The 15,444-nt window shown below is 55.6% G+C and carries 15 protein-coding genes; 14 read left to right on the forward strand and 1 reads right to left on the reverse strand.

The window, feature by feature from the left end; all coding sequences use genetic code 11:
* The first annotated feature begins 85 nt into the window (after positions 1-85).
* The 11 genes from GT003_RS00920 to GT003_RS00970 all read left to right on the forward strand — a co-directional run bounded on the left by GT003_RS00920 (position 86) and on the right by GT003_RS00970 (position 11,465).
* Positions 86-709, forward strand: a complete 624-nt coding sequence (locus GT003_RS00920) for a PadR family transcriptional regulator (protein ID WP_161693462.1) — start codon at positions 86-88, stop codon at positions 707-709.
* 178 nt (positions 710-887) lie between these two features.
* Positions 888-2,423: an MDR family MFS transporter gene (locus GT003_RS00925; protein ID WP_161693464.1), complete on the forward strand. Its 1,536-nt coding sequence runs from the start codon at positions 888-890 to the stop codon at positions 2,421-2,423.
* 361 nt (positions 2,424-2,784) lie between these two features.
* A complete protein-coding gene (locus GT003_RS00930; RefSeq protein WP_161693466.1) occupies positions 2,785-4,188 on the forward strand; it encodes a stalk domain-containing protein in 1,404 nt (467 codons plus the stop codon).
* Positions 4,189-4,228: 40 nt separating this feature from the next.
* On the forward strand, positions 4,229-5,092 hold the full coding sequence (locus GT003_RS00935; protein WP_161693468.1) for a phosphate ABC transporter substrate-binding protein: 864 nt from the start codon (positions 4,229-4,231) through the stop codon (positions 5,090-5,092).
* 117 nt (positions 5,093-5,209) lie between these two features.
* Complete coding sequence (pstC, locus tag GT003_RS00940) at positions 5,210-6,175, forward strand: phosphate ABC transporter permease subunit PstC (RefSeq protein WP_239565659.1); 966 nt, start codon at positions 5,210-5,212, stop codon at positions 6,173-6,175.
* Complete coding sequence (gene pstA / locus GT003_RS00945; RefSeq protein WP_161693470.1) at positions 6,172-7,083, forward strand: phosphate ABC transporter permease PstA; 912 nt, start codon at positions 6,172-6,174, stop codon at positions 7,081-7,083. The genes pstC (GT003_RS00940) and pstA (GT003_RS00945) overlap by 4 nt, the downstream gene beginning before the upstream one ends.
* Before the next feature lie 188 nt (positions 7,084-7,271).
* Positions 7,272-8,357 carry a methyl-accepting chemotaxis protein gene (locus tag GT003_RS00950; RefSeq protein WP_161693479.1) on the forward strand — a complete coding sequence of 362 codons (1,086 nt, stop codon included), beginning with the start codon at positions 7,272-7,274 and terminating at the stop codon, positions 8,355-8,357.
* Positions 8,358-8,543: 186 nt separating this feature from the next.
* Positions 8,544-9,314 (forward strand): phosphate ABC transporter ATP-binding protein PstB, encoded by a 771-nt coding sequence (pstB, locus tag GT003_RS00955; RefSeq protein ID WP_161693482.1) that lies wholly within the window; start codon positions 8,544-8,546, stop codon positions 9,312-9,314.
* A gap of 93 nt (positions 9,315-9,407) precedes the next feature.
* A complete protein-coding gene (gene phoU / locus GT003_RS00960; RefSeq protein WP_161694259.1) occupies positions 9,408-10,067 on the forward strand; it encodes a phosphate signaling complex protein PhoU in 660 nt (219 codons plus the stop codon).
* A gap of 242 nt (positions 10,068-10,309) precedes the next feature.
* Positions 10,310-10,987: a DUF559 domain-containing protein gene (locus GT003_RS00965; RefSeq protein WP_161693484.1), complete on the forward strand. Its 678-nt coding sequence runs from the start codon at positions 10,310-10,312 to the stop codon at positions 10,985-10,987.
* 136 nt (positions 10,988-11,123) lie between these two features.
* Positions 11,124-11,465, forward strand: coding sequence for a hypothetical protein (locus GT003_RS00970; RefSeq protein WP_161693486.1), 342 nt, complete (start codon positions 11,124-11,126; stop codon positions 11,463-11,465).
* On the opposite strand, the gene GT003_RS00975 is transcribed toward GT003_RS00970, so the two are convergent.
* Positions 11,443-12,333, reverse strand: a complete 891-nt coding sequence (locus tag GT003_RS00975) for a LysR family transcriptional regulator (protein WP_161693488.1) — start codon at positions 12,331-12,333, stop codon at positions 11,443-11,445. The genes GT003_RS00970 and GT003_RS00975 overlap by 23 nt on opposite strands.
* Before the next feature lie 187 nt (positions 12,334-12,520).
* On the opposite strand from GT003_RS00975, the gene GT003_RS00980 reads away from it, so the two are divergent.
* The 3 genes from GT003_RS00980 to pstA (GT003_RS00990) all read left to right on the forward strand — a co-directional run bounded on the left by GT003_RS00980 (position 12,521) and on the right by pstA (GT003_RS00990) (position 15,438).
* On the forward strand, positions 12,521-13,501 hold the full coding sequence (locus GT003_RS00980; RefSeq protein WP_161693490.1) for a phosphate ABC transporter substrate-binding protein: 981 nt from the start codon (positions 12,521-12,523) through the stop codon (positions 13,499-13,501).
* Between the two features lie 192 nt (positions 13,502-13,693).
* Positions 13,694-14,554, forward strand: coding sequence for a phosphate ABC transporter permease subunit PstC (gene pstC / locus GT003_RS00985; RefSeq protein ID WP_420831415.1), 861 nt, complete (start codon positions 13,694-13,696; stop codon positions 14,552-14,554).
* Positions 14,551-15,438: a phosphate ABC transporter permease PstA gene (gene pstA / locus GT003_RS00990; RefSeq protein WP_161693494.1), complete on the forward strand. Its 888-nt coding sequence runs from the start codon at positions 14,551-14,553 to the stop codon at positions 15,436-15,438. The genes pstC (GT003_RS00985) and pstA (GT003_RS00990) overlap by 4 nt, the downstream gene beginning before the upstream one ends.
* Positions 15,439-15,444 lie beyond the last annotated feature (6 nt).

Below are 15,444 nucleotides of genomic sequence, written 5' to 3' on the forward strand. Positions count from 1 at the left end.
CAGGACCGTTGACAGTCATCATTCCATCTCGTATAGTCGAAACAGACTATACGATGCCACATCGTTTCGAAGGAGATCAAGACTCATGGCCAATCGAAGAATAAACAATATGCTGGCTCTTGCCGTCTTATCGCTGCTCAACGAGAAACCGATGCATCCGTATGAGATATCCGCAACGATGAAGCAGCGCGGCATTCCGGACGTCATCAAGCTGAACAACGGCTCTCTGTATTCCGTCGTGGAGGCCTTGCTGAAGCAGGGATGGATCGTGGAGCTTGAGACGCAGCGGGAAGGGAGACATCCGGAGCGAACGATTTACGCGCCGACGGAAGCGGGGAAATCGGGGTTCGTCGACTGGCTTCGCGAGCTGATTTACGAGCCGGTCAAGGAATATGCTCATTTTCCGGCGGCCTTGGCGTTCATCGGGCATATCTCGCCCGTCGAGACGTACGAATTGCTCGAGCGGCGGATCGGATTCATCCGCAAGTCGATCGCGGAGCGGCAAGCCGGCATCGACTTGGCACGCGGGCAAGGATTGTCGCGAATCTTCGTGATCGAGGCGGAGTATATTGTCCATCAGCTGCATGCGGAGCTGGGATGGCTGCTGACGTTCAAGGACGACATCAAGAATGGCAGTTTGACGGAGCAATCGGACGGGGAGACGGTCTGGCATATGACGGTGCCTCCGGATGAAGAACTGCTTCGTTAACTCGGCAAATGGCATTCGCAGGTGATTTCGGCAGCTCAGCCAATCGTCACGCAGCAACTCGAAACACTGTAACTCAGCGTAGAGCACTGTAATTCAGCAACACAGCAACGCAGTTCACAGCAGATCCGCAATTTTGTCATTCGGTAATGGAGAAAGGTACAGGAGGGAATAACAAAGCATGAGCGCACAACGTAACAAAGTCGGCGTCGTCGTCGCCGGCCTGCTGCTTGGCATTCTGATGGCTTCCATGGACAACACGATCGTCGCGACCGCGATGGGCACGATCGTCGGGGAGCTGGGGGGCCTGGACAAATTCGTATGGGTCACGTCGGCCTACATGGTCGCCGAGATGGCGGGCATGCCGATCTTCGGCAAGCTGTCCGATATGTACGGACGCAAGAAGTTTTTTATATTCGGTCTATTAATGTTTATGCTGGGATCGATCCTTTGCGGTACGGCAAACTCCATCGTGGAGCTCAGCATCTATCGCGTGGTGCAAGGAATCGGGGGCGGCGCGCTCGTGCCGATCGCCTTCACTATTATGTTCGATGCCGTGCCCGCCGAGAGCCGCGGCAAGCTGGGCGGCCTGTTCGGCGCCGTATTCGGCTTATCGAGCATCTTCGGACCGCTGCTCGGCTCGTATATTACGGATTACATCCAATGGGAATGGATTTTCTACATCAACCTGCCTCTTGGCCTGATCGCATTCGTTATGATCGCTTTCTTCTATAAAGAATCGGTGGAGCACAGCAAGCAGCGCATCGACTGGGGCGGCGCGGTTACGCTCGTCGGCGCCGTAGTCTGCCTGATGTTCGCGCTGGAGCTGGGCGGCAAGGATTACGCTTGGGATTCCGGCGTCATCTTGAGCTTGTTCGGCGGGTTCGCGGTGCTCGTCATCGCCTTTATCATGATCGAGCGGATCGTTAACGAGCCGATCATCAAGTTCAGCATGTTCCGCAATCGGCTGTATTGGACCAGCAACGCGATCGCGATGTTCAGCGGTGCCGCTTTCGTAACGGCTTCGGTTTACATTCCGATCTATATTCAAGGCGTATTCGGCGGCAAATCCACGGACTCCGGTCTCGTGCTCTTGCCGATGATGGTCGGGTCCGTCGTGACGGCGACCATGGGCGGCGCGTTGATGATGAAGTCGTCATTCCGTTCGCTGATGGTTCCGACATTGGCCTTGCTGACGGTCGGCAATATTCTGCTGACGACGCTGGGCGTGGAATCGCATCGTTATACCGTCGTGATCTTCATGGTTCTGATCGGTCTTGGCATCGGGGCGTCCTTCTCCGTGCTCAGCAATGCCGCCATCTTCTCGTTCTCTCCGCAGGAGAGGGGAACGGCAAGCGCGACGCTGAACTTCCTGCGTTCGCTTGGCATGACGATCGGCATTACGGTTTTCGGCATTATTCAAAGCCATACGATGATGAACAAATTCGGGACGCTGTTTACAGCGGACGAGAAAAGCCAGCTTCCGCAGGGCGTGAACTTGAGCGATCCGCGCGCGATCCTGGCACCGGAGCTCAGAAAACACATTCCGGCGGAGATTCTCGACAAGATTACGAACGGCCTGTCCTATTCGATCACGCACACGTTCGCATGGGCGATCATTCCGTCCGCGTTGGCGCTCTTCTTCGCCCTCTTCATGGGACGCAAGAAGCTCAGCGACATGGAACATGCGTCGGAATACTCGCCGTCTTCCCATTAATATCGGGGCACGTTTACGAGCATCTTTCTGGAGGTGCCTCGAGTGCTCCATCTAAGTCCGGTGACCCAAGCTTCGTGCTTGGCACCGGGCTTTTTTTGTGTTCTTGCATGAGCTGAATGTACCGCATCCGGCTGATTATTATGGCAGATTGTCGTTTGAGGGGGTCGGAATTTAGACTTTCGTACCGAATTTCTGCGCCCCTGCTACTAATTGTTAATAATTTCTACATAATAGATTAACGGCCACTTAACAATACCTGGTAAATGATTAACGACCGCTTAACAAAGCTTCCCTATAATCGGTCTTGTACATATAAACGACGCAGACAACCAAACCATTTCAGAAGGGTGATCACAGTCAAATGTCCATGAAAAAAACGCTTATGATTTCCGCTCTTGCAGCTGCGCTCAGCACGTCCGTCATCGGCGTCGCATCCGCCGCAACGCCGCAGCAAACGACCGCAACGGCACCGTTTAACGTGATGGTCAACGATTCTTCCATCCAGGTTCGCTCGATTCAAGCAAACGGAACGACGCTGGTATCGCTGCGCGACATCGGTTCCGCGACCGGCGCCTTGTTCGTCGTCAACGTGAAATCCGGCGTTACGGCGTACATCCAAGGTCATTCCGTCGAACTTCATGCCGGTTCGGCGGCAGCCATGGTAGACGGCGAGCAAGTAGACCTGCAGCAAGCGGTAGTAAGTGTTAATGGTTCTTATTATATCTCGATCGAAGACTTCGTAGGGGCCTTCGGCGTAGACGGCGCGATGGACGATGCGGGCAAAGCATGGATCGATTCCGTCGAGCGCATCCATGCGGACACGATCAGCTGGATCAACGCCGGCCAACTGCTTGCTTCTACGCTGTCCGACGAAGGCCGCACGGATTACATCGTCGACGCGAAAACAAGCGCATTTACGAAAGTGTTGAGCTCCGACTCCGCTTCCGAGCTGTCCGTATCGCCGGACGGCAAGAAAGCCGCTTACACGGACGACGACGGCGCAGTCTACGTGATCGACCTGACGAGCAAGAGCTTCAACAGCCAAACCGTAACGGCAGACAATTCGATCAAGCCCGAGCTGGTCTGGTCCGCGGACGGCAGCGCGATCTACTTCCTGCAAAGCGACAAAGGAACGGTCATCCAGAAGCTGAACGTCGCCGACGGCAAGCTGACGCAAGTACTGAGCGACAAGGTTGATTACAAATCCAACCTGAGCGTTTCGACGGACGGCACGAAATTCTTCTATGTCGTATCGAAGCCGGGCGCGGTTACGGCTGATGCCAACAAACCGGTTGACGTGGACGACGTAGCCATCGATACGACGGGCACCGAGCCGCAAATCTACTTCTTCGACGCTTCGGTAAAAGACGCGGCGGCCGGTACGAAATTGACGTCTTCGACCGACGACAAGATCTTCGTCGGCGCAGCGGCCGACGGCAGCAAAGCCTACTACATCAGCGCCGTTGACGGCCAGCCTTCTTCCCTGGTTGCGGTAGCGCAAGACAAAACGGTCACGAAGCTGATCGGCGATAAAGACGTGCTGCAAGCGGCATTCGCGGGCGACAAGATCTATGCCTTGACCGATGCAGGCGAGCAAACGGCCCTGTACGAAGTCGATGCGGTATCCGGTACATCCAAGCTGATCGCCAACCTTGACGGCAATGTCAGCGAAGTCGTGGCGGCTCCGGGCGCGCCGGCAGCCGTCGTGATCGACGATATGACTTATGTGGTAGACGGCGGTTCCCTGATGAAAGTAACGAAATAATACATTCGATTCGACAAGACGAGAGGAGATCTAACGATCTATGAAAACGAAATGGTTTAGAAATCTTGGTCTGGCAGTTATGGCACTTTCCCTTACATTCGGCAGCGTATCCGCTGTCAGCGCGTCGAGCAAGCTGAGCGGCCGCATCGTGATCAACGGATCTTCGGCACTGCTCCCGCTGACGCTGCAAGCTTCCAACGAATTCAAGAAGCTGAATCCGAAAGTTAAAATTTCCGCATCCGCTGCCGGCTCCGTAACGGGCCCGCAATCCGTGCGCAAAGGCATCGCCGATATCGGCGCGTGCGACTGGGATGCTTCGACTTCCGTACCAGGCTTCGCGGCTTTCTCGGGTCAAGTAGCTAACAAAGTGGCCGTCATTCCTTTCGCGGCCGTAACGAACGGCAGCGTGGGCGTAAGCAGCCTGTCGACGAGCGACCTTCAAGGCATCTTCTCCGGCAAAATCACGAACTGGAAAGACGTCGGCGGCAAAGACGCGAAAATCGTCGTCGTCAACCGCGCATTCGGATCCGGCACGCGCGTCAACTTCCAGCTGAAAGCATTGAACGGCACGGACTTCATGACGAAGGGCGACAACTACAAAGAAGTCAAATCGAGCGGCGACATGAAAACGGCGATCGAAACGACGCCGGGCGCAATCGGCTACATCGACCTTGTCTACGTATCGGGCAGCAAAATGAAAGCCGTCAGCATCAACAACGTCGCTCCGACGGAAGCTAACGTCATCAACGGCACGTACAAAGTATGGTCGTACGGCTACTACATGACAAAAGGTCAACCGACCGGCGCCGTTAAAGCGTTCATCGACTACGTGCAAAGCTCGAAATTCCAAAACGGTTCCCTGAAAAAATTGAAATTCATCCCGCTCGCGGCAATGAAAAAATAAGCAGTAACGACCGAAGGCCTCATTCAAGTAAGGCTTGGGAACAAGGGAAGCCAGCTTCAGCTTAACTGGGCGGGAAGCTGGCTTTTTCTTTATGAACGGAGAGGAGAAGAGATAGATATGAGTATGATGGAAGTGCCGAATCTCGGCACCGTTTACTCAGGCGAAGAACTTGGCCGGAGCTTGGAGGGTTCGTCCGGCAAAGCATTCAGTCGCAGAGCGCGGCTGTCGTTCTACAACCGCACGTTCAAGATCGTCTGCATCGCCAGCGCGGTATTCGTTTGTTTGATTTTGTTCTCCATCTTGTTGCTGATGGGACGGACCGGGATATTGACGTTCGAGACCGTGTCCTTGAAGACCTTCTTTTTCTCGACCGAATGGGTGCCGGAGAACGAACAGTACGGCGCGTTCATCTTTATTTTCGGCACGATTGCCCTCACGTTGCTCACGATGGTCATTTCGGTGCCTTTGTCCTTGATCATTGCAATTTTCCTATCGGAAATGACGCCCGCTTGGCTGAAAAACGCGCTGCGTCCCGTTCTTGACCTGCTCGTCGGCATTCCTTCCGTCGTCTATGGCTTCCTTGGCATGACGGTGCTGATTCCGATGCTGCGTTCGGTTACGGGAACCACCCTGGGCGATGGCATATTAGCTGCTGCAATCGTGTTGACCATTATGGTGCTGCCGACGATCAGCCGCATTACGGATGACTCGATCGTGGCCGTACCGAAGAAATTCCGCGACGCCTCTTACGCGCTGGGCTCGACTCGCTTCCAGACGGTCGTGCGCGTCGTCATTCCGGCAGCCAAAAGCGGGATTATGTACGCCGTTATTCTCGGCATGGCCCGCGCCCTCGGCGAAACGATGGCGGTCGTTATGGTCATCGGCAATACGCCGCAGCTGGCGGATGCGCTGTTCAAACCGACGTCCGTATTGACGAGCAATATCGTCATGCAAATTCCGAACGTGCCGTTCGATTCCGCTTGGAACTATGCCTTGTACATGATGGGCTTCATCCTGCTCGTCATCTCGCTGATCATGATCGTTGTCGTGCGGGCGATCCAAGGAAGAGGAGTGAAATCATGAGTACGGGGAAACCATCGGCAAACGCAATCTCGGGCAGCCATCCGTTCGCTGCGCGCAGAAGCATGAATCAGCTGACGAACAAGCTGTTCACGGGCATCGTCTGGCTCATCGGCATATGCACGATCCTCTTTATCATCGCCCTGCTCTACACGATTCTCCAAAAAGGGCTTCCTCAGCTCGATTGGGGGTTTCTATACGGCGAACCGAGCGAGATCGAGGAAGGAGGCGGCATCGGCCCCGTCCTGTTCAACTCGTTCTACGTCCTGTTTATCTCGCTGATCATCTCGATTCCGCTCGGCATGGCCTCGGGCATTTACTTGGCCGAATTCGCGCCGGCGAACAAATTCATCGCTTTTATCCGGATTTGCGTCGAAGGCCTCGCTTCCGTGCCGTCCATTATTTTCGGCTTGTTCGGGATCGTCTTATTCGTCGAATCGCTCGATCTCGGGCTTACGGTCATCGGCGCGGCGATCAGCTTGGCGTTCTTGAACCTCCCGGTCCTGACCCGCGTGACGGAAGAAGCGATCCGTTCGGTTCCGCAGGAAATGAAACAGGCTTCGTTCGCCCTCGGCAGCACGCATCTGCAGACGATCCGGCGCGTCTTGATCCCTGTGGCCTTAAACGGCATTATAACGGGGATCTGCTTGGTGGCAGGACGGGCATTCGGAGAGAGCGCCGTCATCATTCTGACCGGCGGGGTAACGTCCTCGGGCGTCATGTGGGATTTCAATCCGCTTGACCCGGGCGCGACGCTGGCCGTGCATCTCTGGTACGTGCAATCCGAGGCCATCGTTCCCGATGCGCGGCTTATCGCGGAGAAGTCGGCGGCCGTGCTGGTCTTCATCGTGCTGATGATCAATATCGTCTTCCGGGTACCGATGTGGCTGAATGCGCGCAAAATGCGGTAAACCAGGCAATATGCGACAAATGACCTTAAATTTAACACTCGTCTAACATTTTCCGACAGCAGCGATAATCCTCAAGTCCTATAGTTAAGCAAGATCATTGCTTAAGAGAGGGAGTGCGGGGCGTGAGCGTTGCTGTAGGGGAATCGAGAGAGGTTGTTACCGGGGGGTTGACGGAGCCGGCTGCAAGGATGACTGAGCCTGGGCTCGTCATCTCGTTCATTCGCAAAACGCCGTTTATCGCGGCATCCCAGACGTGCGAGGAAATCATCGGACTGTTTGCTTCGGCGCCGGACAACGAATGCGTCGTCGTCTGCGACGGGCAGGAACGCCCGCTCGGTCTCGTCATGAAGAACCGGCTCACCATTATCCAGACGCACCGCTTCGGCAGAGAAATCTATTACGGCCGATCCATCACGAAGCTCATGGACAAGCAGCCGCTCGCGGTCGAATGCGATGTCTCGCCTCAGGAACTGCTCGACCGCGCGCTGAGCCGGGAAGACCGGACGCTTTATGACTGCGTCGTTGTAACGGAAGGCGGACGATGCATCGGCATCCTGACGATGTCCGACCTGCTCAAGCTGTCCAGGCTGCTGCAGGAGCGAACGGTTCAAACTCAACTCGCGATGATACAAGGCGCGAAGACGATGATATCCGATATCGACCGTTCCGTGCTCGAGGTGCATGAAGCGTCGGCCAAGGGCGAGGCGATGTCGAAAACGATGCTGGATCTGACGCTCAAGGGGAAGAACGAGCTGGACAAAGTATCCGCCGCGATTCAAAGCATGTCGCAGCGCACGAACATCCAAGAGGAGCAGATCGGCGAGCTGCAGGAGCGGGCCGGCTCGATCGGAACGGTATCGCGGCTCATTCGCGAGCTGGCGGATCGCTGCAACCTGCTGGCGGTCAATGCGACGATCGAGGCGGCGCGCGCCGGCGAGCACGGCAAAGGATTCGCGGTCGTGGCAAGCGAGGTCAGGCTGCTGGCGACGCAGACCAAGTCGTCCGCGGACGACATCAACCGGTTGATCGGATCGATCCTGGCCGCGGTCAAGGAAACGGTGCAGCTGGTCGGCCATGGCCGTGCCGAAGCGAATGCCAGTCAAGGCTATGTCCGGGAAGCGGCCGACGTGTTCCAGCAATTATTCCATGCGGCTGCCGACAACAGCGGCAGCGCGGCGGAGATCGGCAGGCTGTCGGACGATGCGTATGACCAAGCGCAGCGCGTAACCGAGAGCATGGAATCGCTGATGCGCGACATGCAGGGAAATCGCTAATTTTAATATTCCGTTTACAAAACAAACATATTCGATTGACAATTGGAAGCTACTATTGGTTGTGTACGAGAGAAGAACGGCTGCCGGCGGCGATTCGCCGAAAGCTGTGAAACGGATGATAAGTTCGACGAGTTGGACGTTTCGTTCAACAAGGACGGTAATCCACCCGATACGGAGGAAAACGCCATGCAATCCATCGCTTCGCAAACCTTAATCGACATTCATAAATTAAATTTGTACTACGGTTCCTTCCAAGCGCTCAAGAGCGTCACGATGGATATTCCGGAAAAAGCGATCACGGCCTTCATCGGTCCGTCCGGCTGCGGCAAATCGACGCTGCTGCGGACGCTGAACCGCATGAACGACATGATTCCGAACACGCGGATCGAAGGCAAGATCACGATCGGCGGCGCGGACATTTACTCCAAGGAAGTCGACGTGGAAACGCTGCGCAAGAAAGTCGGCATGGTGTTCCAGCAGCCGAATCCGTTTCCGAAATCGATCTACGACAACGTGGCGTACGGTCCTCGCCTGCACGGCATCCGCAGCAAGCAGAAACTGGACGAGATCGTCGAGACAAGCCTTCGCTCCGCAGTCTTGTGGGATGAAGTGAAGGATTATCTGAAACGTTCCGCGCTCAGCCTATCCGGCGGCCAGCAGCAGCGGCTGTGCATCGCGCGCGCGATTGCGGTTAACCCCGACGTCCTGCTTATGGATGAAGCGACATCCGCGCTCGATCCGATCTCGACGCTCAAGATCGAGGAGCTGGCGCAGGAGCTGAAGGATAAATACACGATCGTCATGGTCACGCACAACATGCACCAGGCGGCACGCGTATCGAACCAAACCGTCTTCTTCCTGAATGGGGAAGTGGTCGAGTTTTCCGACACGGAGAAGCTGTTCTCCAATCCGCGCGATCAACGTACGGAGGATTATATCAGCGGGCGGTTCGGTTAATGAAGGTCAACGGGTTGCGTTTGAAGTAAATGGGAAGAACGCAGCATGGCCTTAAACGGATACCATAAGGAGAGGGAGAGCGGACTAGCGATGATGACAAGACGGAAAGAGTTCGATCACGGACTGGAAGAACTGAACGAGCTGATCGTGGAAATGGGACGACGCGTCGAATTGGCGATCGAGCAGGCTATGACGGCGCTCGAAACGATCGATGCCGTAGAAGCAAGACGCATCGTGAAGGAAGATAAAGAACTGAACAAGATCGAGGAGAAGATTTCCGAGCTCGGCGCGACCTTGATCGCTACGCAGCAGCCGGTCGCGAAGGACTTGCGCCGCATTCTTGTCGCGTTCAAAATCGCCAGCGACTTGGAGCGGATGGGCGATCTCGCCGTTGACGTCGCCAAGGTCGTCATTCGCTTAGAAGGCCAGTCGCTGATCAAGCCGCTGATCGACCTGCCGCGCATGTCGCAAATCGTGCAAATGATGACGTATGAATCCATCCAGTCGTTCGTGCAGGAGAACGTGAACATGGCGTACAAGATGGCCAAAGACGACGATCTTGTCGATGCGTTGTATTCTCAAATCACCCGCGAGCTGTTCACGCTGATGATGGAGAATCCGAAGACCATCTCCCAAGCGAACCTGCTCAGCTTCGTCGGCCGTTATATCGAACGCTTCGCCGATCATGCGACGAACATCGGGGAATCCGTCGTTTACCTCGTCACGGGGGTTCGACCTGATTTGAACTCCTAATGGCGCAATCAAAGCATCGTACACGCAACACCAAACACCAAAGCAATACGAATGCAACACCAAATCATTGCGAAATCATTGCTAAAGAAGAACCAATTCATAACCGTGTCAAAATCAATGCTTCCCGCTCTACCCATGGCGCAAGAGCATGCTATACTTAGAGTAGACGAAGAACGTCCTTCCTTGCCGGTTTCCGGCGCGAAGGGCGTTTTTTTATTTTCTACATCCGAGGAGGAATGAAAATGGCACATCTTACATTCGAGGCAGCGTACGAACAGTTTATGGAACGTCACGTCGAAATACGGTCGGGCGAACGGCGGGGCCGTCTTATCCGCGGTCACCGCCATGCGGAAAAATTGCTGCTGGAGCAAGTATGGTGGCCGCTGTTCGGGAGTTTCGAGCGTCTGCACCCGGAATACGAGGTGATGGATTGGAACCGCAAATCCCAATTTCTCGATTTCGCGTTCCTGACGCCGACCGGGCAATTCGGCATTGAGTGCGACGGCTATCAGAGCCACGTGAAGGATATGGACCGCGAACGGTTCAGTTACTCGCTCAATCGTGACACCTACTTAACCGCGATGGGATGGAAGATGATTCGTTTTTCCTTCGACGACGTCCAGCAACGACCGGAAATCTGCCGAATGCTTCTTCAGCTCGCGATCGGGCCGCATGTGCTGCGAATGACAGAACCGGCGGAAGAGGCATTGTCACCGCTTGAAAAAGAGGTGTTGCGCATGGCTTGTAAAATGACGGCTCCTATTCGAACGCGCGACGTTTCGAAACGGTTTAATCTTGGCTTTCGTGCCGCGCGCGGTCCCCTGGCGCGACTGAGCGGGCTAGGGCTGCTCACGCCACTGGCCAAAGAAGCTTATGTTACCGGCTATCGGGTGAATGAGTTAGCGGCCAAGTATTTGTAACGGCTGTTTGCGTGTTGTCGCAACCAGCGGCATCGGGAGCGCCAAAAGCTGCGGCACAGCAGCTTTTCCGACCGGATCGGCCCAGAAGCGCGCCAAAAGCTGCACCACAGCAGCTTTTCCGGGGGAACCGGCCCGGATGTGCCAAAAGCTGCACCACAGCAGCTTTTCCGGGGAACTGGCCCGGGAAGCGCGCCAAAAGCTGCACCACAGCAGCTTTTCCGGCTGGACCGGCTCGGAAGCGAGCCTAAAGCTGCACCACAGCAGCTTTTCCGACCGAACCAGCCCGGAAGCGCGCCAAAAGCTGCAGCACAGCAGCTTTTCCAGTCATATCGACGCGGAACGCTTTTCAGCTTTTCCGACCGAACCGGCCCCGCAACTTGCCAAGGGCCTATACAAAACGACCGAGAGCCGGCTGCCGCAGCCGGCTCTCTCATTATTCGCCCTCGCTCGCGCGATTATGCCGGAGTCTGGCTCCTAGACAGCAGCGCAACGATCCGCTGCACGAAGGACGGATTCCAGTAATCGCTCCGCCATGCGGCTGTGATCTTCAGATAGACCGCTTGCCCGGGCAGCGGAACATGCAGCATGCGCGAGCCGCACCGTTCCGCGGCGGAAGCGGGAAGGACGGCCAGCATGCCGCCGCCCGTCGCCGCGCCGAGCACGAGATCGATCCGATCGGTCGTCCATTCGAACGGAAGCGATACTTTCTCATGAAGCTCCCAGCCGCGAAGCGCTTCACGAAGCGCGCTATCGGCAAGTTCGACGAAACGCTGGCCGGCCAGCTTGTAAGGCGCGATGGAAGCGGTACCCGCGAAGGGATGGCTGTCGTTCATGAACAATAGCAGCCGTTCCTGGGCGAGCTCTTGGAACTGCAGCTGCCCCGTTGAAGCGCGCTCGGGAAAGCTCCCGCTGACGAGCAGATCGATCGCGCCGGCATGCAGCTGCTCCAGCAGGTCGTCATGGGTGCCGGTGCGAAGCTCCAAGCGCATTTGCACGGCGTCCGTCTCCTTGGTCCGCCAATCCAGACCGAACAGCAGCGAAGAAGCGGCATCCGTGCAGCCGACGATGAATCCATGCTTGCCATGCTCGCGGTAGGATTGAAATCTCGCTTCCGCTTCCCTGTAGAGCCGATCGATCTCGACGGCATACCGGAGCAGGATCCGGCCCGGACCCGTCAGCAGCACTTTGCCCGTCTTGATTTCGAAGAGCGGGACGCCCCATTCCTCTTCGAGCTTTTTCATATGAAAGCTGACGGTAGGCTGCTTGACGCCGATTTCTTCCGCGACCGCGGTCACTTTTTTTAGTTCATCCAGCAGCACTAAGATCTGCAGTCTTAATATACTCATGATTGTTAAGCTCCTAAACGGCCAGAATATACAATTCCTTTATATTATATCAATAATTTATTCATAATCTCTATGCAGTTTTAGCATTCCGTTAACACTAAGAAAATATCAAATTAATAACCAGCCTATACAATAGGTCTTGTAAAACAAATAACCGCGGGGACAGCGGAAGGAGAAACGAACTGAAATGAGAAAAGCACTATTCATTGTTGTGGCACTGATGTTGACGATCGGTCTTGCTGCTTGCGGCTCTAACAAAGACAATAACGGCGGCAATGCAAATAGCGGTACGGAAAACACGGGGAATGCCAGCACGGGCGGCAACGCGAATGCGGGCGGCAACGCAAACGCTGGCGGGGAGACAGTGAGCGGACAAGTACTGGCAGCGGGTTCCACGGCTCTGCAGCCGCTCGTCGAGCAAGTATCGAAGAAGTTCATGGAAGACGCTAAATACAGCGGCGTTACGGTTCAAGTACAAGGCGGCGGCAGCGGCACCGGCCTGACGCAAGTGCAAGGCGGCCAAGTGAACATCGGTAACTCCGACATCTTCGCGGAAGAGAAATTCGTTGACGCGGATGCGGATAAAGCGAAAGAACTGGTTGACCACCAAGTTGCGGTCGTAGCCATGGCAGCTGTCGTGAACAAAAGCGTAACGGTCGACAACCTGACGAAACAACAACTAGTCGACATTTTCACGGGTAAAGTAAAGAACTGGAAAGAAGTAGGCGGCCAAGACGAGAAAATCACGATCATCAACCGTCCAAGCAGCTCCGGTACGCGCAAAACGTTCGAAAAATACGCACTGGGCACGAAATCCGAAGACGTAGCGGGCTCCATCCAAGAAGACGCATCCGGCACGGTCAAGAAATATGTAACGGATACGCCTGGAGCGATCGGTTACCTGGCGCTTTCCTACCTGGACGACACCGTTAAAACGGTTAAATACGAAGGCGTAGAACCAAAAGAAGAAAACATCGTGACCGGCGACTATCCAATCTGGGCTTACGAGCACATGTACACGAAAGGCGAGCCTGACGCAGCAACGAAAGCTTTCCTGGATTACATGGTGAGCGACGAAGTTCAAAAGAGCGACGTTACCGAACTGGGTTACATTCCGGTTGGCAACATGAAAGTAAAACGCGACGCTGCAGGCGCCATCGTAAAATAAGTATCGCAGCGAGCAATTGAATAACGAACCAGTCATCAGAGGTGGAGCACTCCGCCTCTTCTTGACTGTCAAGAGTAGGTTCATGCATGTATTGAAGGATTGAAGGAGAGATGAACGATGGAGCAGCCCGCTGTGAATGATCAACCACGCGTACACCAAAGAACGACTCGCACGATAGCCAAGCCTCACGTCATGGAAGAATGGGTAGGGAAAGTGTTCACGACCTTGTGCGTCACCGTGCTTGTCGTCACGATCGCCGCCATCGTCTATTTCGTAGCTTCCCACGGTTTGGCTACCTTTATTACGGATGGCGTCAGCCTCAGCGGGCTGCTTAGCGGATTGAAATGGGATCCGGAAGGCGATATTCCGCTGTACGGCGCCCTGCCGTTCATCTTCGGCTCCTTTAGCACTTCGCTGCTGGCAGCTATCATCGCCGCACCGCTCGGAGTCTGCGCCGCCGTCTTCATGACGCAGATCATGCCTGGCCTTGGCAAGCGCGTGCTTCAGCCGGTTATCGAGCTGCTGGCAGGCATTCCGTCCGTCGTATTCGGATTTGTCGGTCTGAGCATCGTCGTCCCCTTCCTGCGTTCCGTATTCCCGGGCCAGGGGATCGGCATCGCGGCGGGCGCGATCGTCTTGTCGTTCATGATTCTGCCGACGATTACGACGATCGCGACCGATGCGTTGTCCAACCTGCAGCGCGGCTTGAAGGAGGGCTCGTTCGCCCTTGGCGCGACCCGCTGGCAGACGATCTACCGCATCGTCATTCCGACTACGCTCCCGTCGCTGCTCACGGGCGTCGTGCTCGGCATGTCGCGTGCGTTCGGCGAAGCGCTGGCCGTGCAAATGGTCATCGGCAACGCGCCGCACATTCCGCATTCCTTGTTCGAATCGGCTTCAACGCTGACAAGCGTCATTACGCTGGACATGGGGAACACGATTACGGGCTCCACGCATAACAATGCGCTTTGGTCGCTTGCGCTGATTCTGCTTGCCATGACTTTCATCTTCGTCTTTATCGTTCGCTTCCTCGAGAGGAGAAATAACCGATGAGCGCCAAAACCGCAGATCGCATCGCAACAGCCGTTATCGTGGCCGTATCCGGCCTCATCGTTATCCTGCTGGCAGGCTTGCTTGGGTATATTCTCTTCCGGGGATTGCCGAACATCAGCTTTCATTTCTTAACATCCGGTCCGCAAACGATCAAAGCGGGCGGGGGCATCGGACCGCAATTGTTCAATTCCTTGTTCTTATTGGTGCTTACGCTGATCATAACCATTCCGGTCGGCCTTGGCGCCGGCATTTACATGAGCCAATACGCGAAGCCGGGCAGGGTGACGGATTCCATTCGTTTGATCGTCGAGGTGCTGTCCTCCTTCCCTTCGATCGTCGTCGGGTTGTTCGGCTTGCTCGTCATCGTCAATATTTTCGGACTCGGCTTCTCGCTGTTCTCCGGCGCGCTTGCGCTGACGGTATTCAATCTGCCCCTGATGGTGCGGATTACGGAGCAAGCCATGAACGGCGTAGCGCGCGAACAGAAGGAAGCGAGCCTGGCGCTCGGACTCTCCCGCTGGAAGACGATCACTTCGGTCATGCTTCCGATCGCGATGCCGGCTATCGTTACGGGCACCATTCTTGCCGCGGGCCGGGTGTTCGGCGAAGCGGCGGCGCTGCTGTTCACGGCAGGCATGAGTTCGCCAAGGCTTGATTTTACGAATTGGAACCCGCTCAGCCCGTTCTCTCCGCTTAATCCGTTCCGCCCGGCCGAGACGCTGGCGGTTCATATCTGGAAGATCAACAGCGAAGGCCTGGCACCGGACGCGACCCAAATCGCAGCCGGCGCATCGGCGGTACTGATCATCATGGTGCTGATCTTCAATTTCTCGGCAAGATGGTTCGGCAGATACTTACACCGCAAATTTACGGCTACCAAATAAGGGGAG

Source organism: Paenibacillus sacheonensis, from assembly GCF_009909195.1.
Classification (GTDB): domain Bacteria; phylum Bacillota; class Bacilli; order Paenibacillales; family Paenibacillaceae; genus Paenibacillus_Z; species Paenibacillus_Z sacheonensis.

Bases quoted from the DNA above. Each gene is read 5' to 3' on its own strand.
- GT003_RS00920 (WP_161693462.1), top strand. From the start codon at position 86: ATGGCCAATCGAAGAATAAACAATATGCTGGCTCTTGCCGTCTTATCG.
- GT003_RS00925 (WP_161693464.1), top strand. From the start codon at position 888: ATGAGCGCACAACGTAACAAAGTCGGCGTCGTCGTCGCCGGCCTGCTG.
- GT003_RS00930 (WP_161693466.1), top strand. From the start codon at position 2,785: ATGTCCATGAAAAAAACGCTTATGATTTCCGCTCTTGCAGCTGCGCTC.
- GT003_RS00935 (WP_161693468.1), top strand. From the start codon at position 4,229: ATGAAAACGAAATGGTTTAGAAATCTTGGTCTGGCAGTTATGGCACTT.
- pstC (WP_239565659.1), top strand. From the start codon at position 5,210: ATGAGTATGATGGAAGTGCCGAATCTCGGCACCGTTTACTCAGGCGAA.
- pstA (WP_161693470.1), top strand. From the start codon at position 6,172: ATGAGTACGGGGAAACCATCGGCAAACGCAATCTCGGGCAGCCATCCG.
- GT003_RS00950 (WP_161693479.1), top strand. From the start codon at position 7,272: ATGACTGAGCCTGGGCTCGTCATCTCGTTCATTCGCAAAACGCCGTTT.
- pstB (WP_161693482.1), top strand. From the start codon at position 8,544: ATGCAATCCATCGCTTCGCAAACCTTAATCGACATTCATAAATTAAAT.
- phoU (WP_161694259.1), top strand. From the start codon at position 9,408: ATGACAAGACGGAAAGAGTTCGATCACGGACTGGAAGAACTGAACGAG.
- GT003_RS00965 (WP_161693484.1), top strand. From the start codon at position 10,310: ATGGCACATCTTACATTCGAGGCAGCGTACGAACAGTTTATGGAACGT.
- GT003_RS00970 (WP_161693486.1), top strand. From the start codon at position 11,124: ATGTGCCAAAAGCTGCACCACAGCAGCTTTTCCGGGGAACTGGCCCGG.
- GT003_RS00975 (WP_161693488.1), bottom strand. From the start codon at position 12,333: ATGAGTATATTAAGACTGCAGATCTTAGTGCTGCTGGATGAACTAAAA.
- GT003_RS00980 (WP_161693490.1), top strand. From the start codon at position 12,521: ATGAGAAAAGCACTATTCATTGTTGTGGCACTGATGTTGACGATCGGT.
- pstC (WP_420831415.1), top strand. From the start codon at position 13,694: ATGGAAGAATGGGTAGGGAAAGTGTTCACGACCTTGTGCGTCACCGTG.
- pstA (WP_161693494.1), top strand. From the start codon at position 14,551: ATGAGCGCCAAAACCGCAGATCGCATCGCAACAGCCGTTATCGTGGCC.